This is a genomic window from Vibrio sp. 10N.222.48.A3 (assembly GCF_041475345.1).
Lineage (GTDB): Bacteria > Pseudomonadota > Gammaproteobacteria > Enterobacterales > Vibrionaceae > Vibrio > Vibrio tasmaniensis_A.
In genome coordinates this window covers 1-4,021 of record NZ_JBFRVX010000089.1, presented here as the reverse complement: position 1 = coordinate 4,021, position 4,021 = coordinate 1, and the positions used below count along the sequence as shown (strand labels likewise).

Here is a 4,021-nt window from a genome sequence, read left to right as displayed (position 1 = left end):
ATATTGTACCTTGCCGATTTCAATCCATGATTCTTGTTCTTCCTCTTTAGAAAAAAAAGAATCCCATTTGCCGGTTAAAAAACGCATTAGGCCAGATTCTTGATCTTTGGCTGGAGTAGAAAGTAAACGAGTATTCCACCCAAAAGTCTTGCCTAAAACGCCAAGGATCGTCGTTTTTCCGGCACCATTTGAGCCTGTAATGATTGTTACTTTTTCATCAAGATCTATTTCTATTCTTTCGAATTGACGCCAATGGTTTATTTCTACTTTCTTAAACATTACTACTGATTTCCATCTAGAGAGATAACAGCTTATTAAACAGCATTCTGTTTATCACGCAGAGTGCTTGCCTCGCTTATCCTCTTACTATACTCCAGAAATCGCTTTTTAATCAATTAGTTGGATGGCATCAAGTGCGCAATTTTGAGTACTTTCTTCTGGCAAAAGCGAGCATTGCGCTTAACGCTGTGCTCGATTATCTTATGCCTACCAAAATTTACTCTTAGATTCATAGAGATAGAAAAATTGACCTGGGATAACCGTGTGCGTATTTCGGTGATTGCGAACGCTTGTTACCGATGTTTTTCAAGCTATCTACAAGCGAAAAAGAAGAGATGACAATGGTATTACAAGGCAAATGTATTGTTCATAACTAGCGCAATTAAGTTAGTGTGACATTTAACGCTAAATGTGCGTGTCATATTTGTACTTTCTAAGCGACTTTCGATACAAAAAGTTATCCGTATATTTCTAATTTAGGTGATTACTCTAAGAAGGTTCTGTCCAAAAGTTCGCGTGCCTACCTATGACCTACATCATCAATACTGAACGCTAAGCCACCTTAAAGAATGATCATCCCATCTCGATAAGTCAGTGCTGGCGAAACATCTTGCCCTAATAGCACAGGACCATCAAGGTCGACGATTTCAGATTGAACCGCAATAGGCAGCGCCGCTCGCATCGCCAATGAGGTGCCTAGCATACAACCCGACATCAGAGTAAAGCCGAGCCTTTGAGCTTCTTCAGCAAGTACCAAGGCTTCGGTCAAACCGCCCGTTTTATCGAGCTTGATGTTAACCATTTCATACTTGCCTAACAAAGATGAAAGTTGCGAAGTGGTATGACAGCTTTCATCCGCACACAGTGGGATCGGGTGATTGATATGTGCCAGTGACGCATCATGTTGTTGCGGCAAAGGTTGCTCGATCATCGCGATATCAAACTCTGTTAGTTGATTAAACAACTCTTCGAGATTCAACCCTGTCCACGCTTCATTAGCATCCAGTACAACCAGAACATCGGGTGCCGCTTCTCGCACTGCACGAACACGCTCTACTACCTGCTCGCCATCAAGCTTCACTTTTAGAAGTTTCGCACCATTCGCCACATAATCTCGAGCTTGGGTAGCCATCGCTTCTGGTGTGCCAATGGAGACTGTCATTGCAGTAACGATTTGATTGGGTAGCTCAAACAAGCTATTTGGAAACATCTGGCCGTTCTGCTGCGCTTCGAAATCCCAAAGCGCACAATCGACCGCATTTCGCGCTGCCCCTCCAGTCAATAAAGACTGAAGATGATCTCTTAGCTCTGCGGGATCGGTAACGCCTCGTGCAAACATAGCTTCAAGTGCGCTAGACGCTTGTTGGATTTGCGCTAACACAGACTCCGATGACTCGCCGTATCGTGGGTAAGGCGTGCATTCGCCTTGAGCTTGTTTGCCACCATGTTCAATGTAAACACGAACAACGTGACACTCAGTTCGACTGCCACGAGAGATGCGAAAAGGCGTTTGCATCGCGATAGTAATGGGTTCTGCTGTAATCTTCATAATTTCACTCGGTTGATGTTCGCTTTAACAAATGGAAACGTAGAAATGATGACGTCGTTAAAGTGAATGTCGCAAATGATCAGTAATGTGTTGTACACCAAAACGCACTGGATCCGTCACGGGCACTTGATAGAGTGTGGTCCATTCTTGGCATAATGTCTCAGCGTCTTCAATGCTGATTGCCGACGTGTTCAAGCAGATGCCAACCAATTTTACATCTGGATTCGTCAATCGCGCGGCTTGCAAGTTAGCTTCGATCGTCTGTTCAATCGTTGGTAATTGCGCATGAGGAAGGTTGCGAATATGTGGTCGCCCTACTTCGTGACATAGCACCAAAGCATCAGCTTGTGCGCCATGCAATAATCCCAAACTCACGCCTGCAAACGAAGGGTTGAACAAAGAACCCTGCCCTTCAATGATGTCCCACTCGTAGTCAGTAAAATCGGGGCTAATCGCTTCAACCGCGCCAGAAATGAAATCCGCCACCACCGCATCAATAGAAATGCCTTTGCCTTCAATCAAGATACCTGTCTGCCCTGTCGCTTTAAACTGAGCAGAGATTCCTACTTGTTTAAGCGATTTTTCAATGGCCAACGCCGAGAACATTTTTCCTACTGAGCAATCGGTTCCGACCGTAAGAAGGCGCTTACCCTGACGAGGCTTACCGTTACCAACGTTTAGATCACCATCAAAATGGCGTACATCATGAAGCTTAGTCAATCCTCGCTGTTGCATGTCAGCAAGCGGTGAAAATTCACTCAGTCGTTGGTGCATGCCAGATGCAATCTCAAATCCCATTTCTGTAGCTTCCATTATGGTTGGCTGCCAAGAGTCAGGAATAACACCACCTGGGTTTGCTGTGCCAATCACTAGCGTTTTCGCGCCCTGTGCTTGCGCCTCTTGTAAGGTCATATCCGTTAAGCCAAGTGAAACGGTAACGTCTGTTAAACGAAGCTGACCTAGGCAAATTTCTGGTCGCCATTGATGAATACCGCGAGCTGTTTTTGCGGCAAGTGGGTCGGTAACATCCCCAAAAAAAAGAAGGTAAGGTTGAGCGATAGACATGAGTATTCCTAATTAATAAATCTTTGTATGGGTTTACTTTAATTAAGAACTTAGAAGCTGCCGAATACCAATTTATGGCGAGCCTATAACCTTAAGTTATAGGCTGAGTATGGCTCTTCAATGAAGCGATAAATTGCTTAACAGAAATAGACTGAGGGGTGTGCTCTGCACAAAGCATCGAGACCGAGAATTGGATATCCGGCTGCAGTGAAAGCACGCAAACCGAGTCGTCATTTTGATATTGCTCTGCCGTCCACGGATCGACAATCGCAAAGCCTGCTTGGTGCTTCACCAATTCCGCGGCCGCGCTATATCCACGCACAGATATCGGATGGTGATAATGCTCATCTCGCGCAATAAGGCTTTGATGTAACAGTAGGCCTAATGGATCGCGGCTATCAAGCCCGATGATTGGCAAGGGATAATTGATCAGATCATCAAGGGTTAATTCAGTAGGTAACTGTTCAACTGTGTGGGAAGGAACCAGAACCTTGAGTGATTCAGTTAAGAGTGTTTCACTTAATATGGCAGGCGGTGTTTCGTCCCCAAATGCGATAGCAATATCAAGCTCATGCTTTAACAGCCCAGCACACAGTCCATCACGGTTTGCTGTTAGTAACTCAAAAGAGAGATCTTGTTCGCGAGACATTTGGGCTATTACCGGAGTCAGCAATTTGGTCGCCAGTATCGGTGGTGCACCAATACGTAGGTGCTGATGTCCTTGCTTAACCTTATTCGTCAAAGAACGAAATTGACCTAACTGCTGATACACCTTTTCCGCTTCTGGCAGCAAGGTTCTCGCTTCAACCGTTGGCACCAACCGACCTTTGACACGCTCAAACAATCCAAAACCAAGTTGTTGCTCTGTGTGTGCCAGAATACGAGTCACATTAGGTTGTGACACATGCAGATTACGCGCAGCCCCAGATACGGTTCCGGTTTGCATAATGGCGTAAAAGACTTCCAACTGTCTTAGGTTCACATTGATGTCCTTATGGTTCGCGAAACAAATCTAGGGGTTGGCTTTTCTTGTATTAGCTAAGCTGTTTTTCGGTCTAGCTGTTTAATTAGCTGTCTGTCTATTTATCTACTTGGCTATTTCGCTATTTCGCTATTTGGCTATTTGGC

The 4,021-nt window shown here is 44.9% G+C and carries 4 protein-coding genes; all 4 read right to left on the bottom strand.

The features are described from left to right. A partial coding sequence (locus AB4653_RS03465) for an AAA family ATPase (protein ID WP_372103332.1) occupies positions 1-279 on the bottom strand: 279 nt, incomplete at its 3' end. Between the two features lie 562 nt (positions 280-841). Next, entirely contained in the window at positions 842-1,828 is a 987-nt protein-coding gene (gene dgcA, locus AB4653_RS03460; protein ID WP_102258245.1) for an N-acetyl-D-Glu racemase DgcA, read from the bottom strand. A 57-nt stretch (positions 1,829-1,885) separates the two neighbouring features. Beyond that, complete coding sequence (gene dgcN, locus AB4653_RS03455; RefSeq protein WP_102258246.1) at positions 1,886-2,893, bottom strand: N-acetyltransferase DgcN; 1,008 nt, start codon at positions 2,891-2,893, stop codon at positions 1,886-1,888. 91 nt (positions 2,894-2,984) lie between these two features. Beyond that, positions 2,985-3,875, bottom strand: coding sequence for a LysR family transcriptional regulator (locus AB4653_RS03450; protein ID WP_102258247.1), 891 nt, complete (start codon positions 3,873-3,875; stop codon positions 2,985-2,987). Between the last annotated feature and the right edge of the window lie 146 nt (positions 3,876-4,021).

What these genes read in the sequence shown, in the direction of transcription:
- dgcA (WP_102258245.1), bottom strand. Translation starts at nt 1,828, where the DNA reads ATGAAGATTACAGCAGAACCCATTACTATCGCGATGCAAACGCCTTTT.
- dgcN (WP_102258246.1), bottom strand. Translation starts at nt 2,893, where the DNA reads ATGTCTATCGCTCAACCTTACCTTCTTTTTTTTGGGGATGTTACCGAC.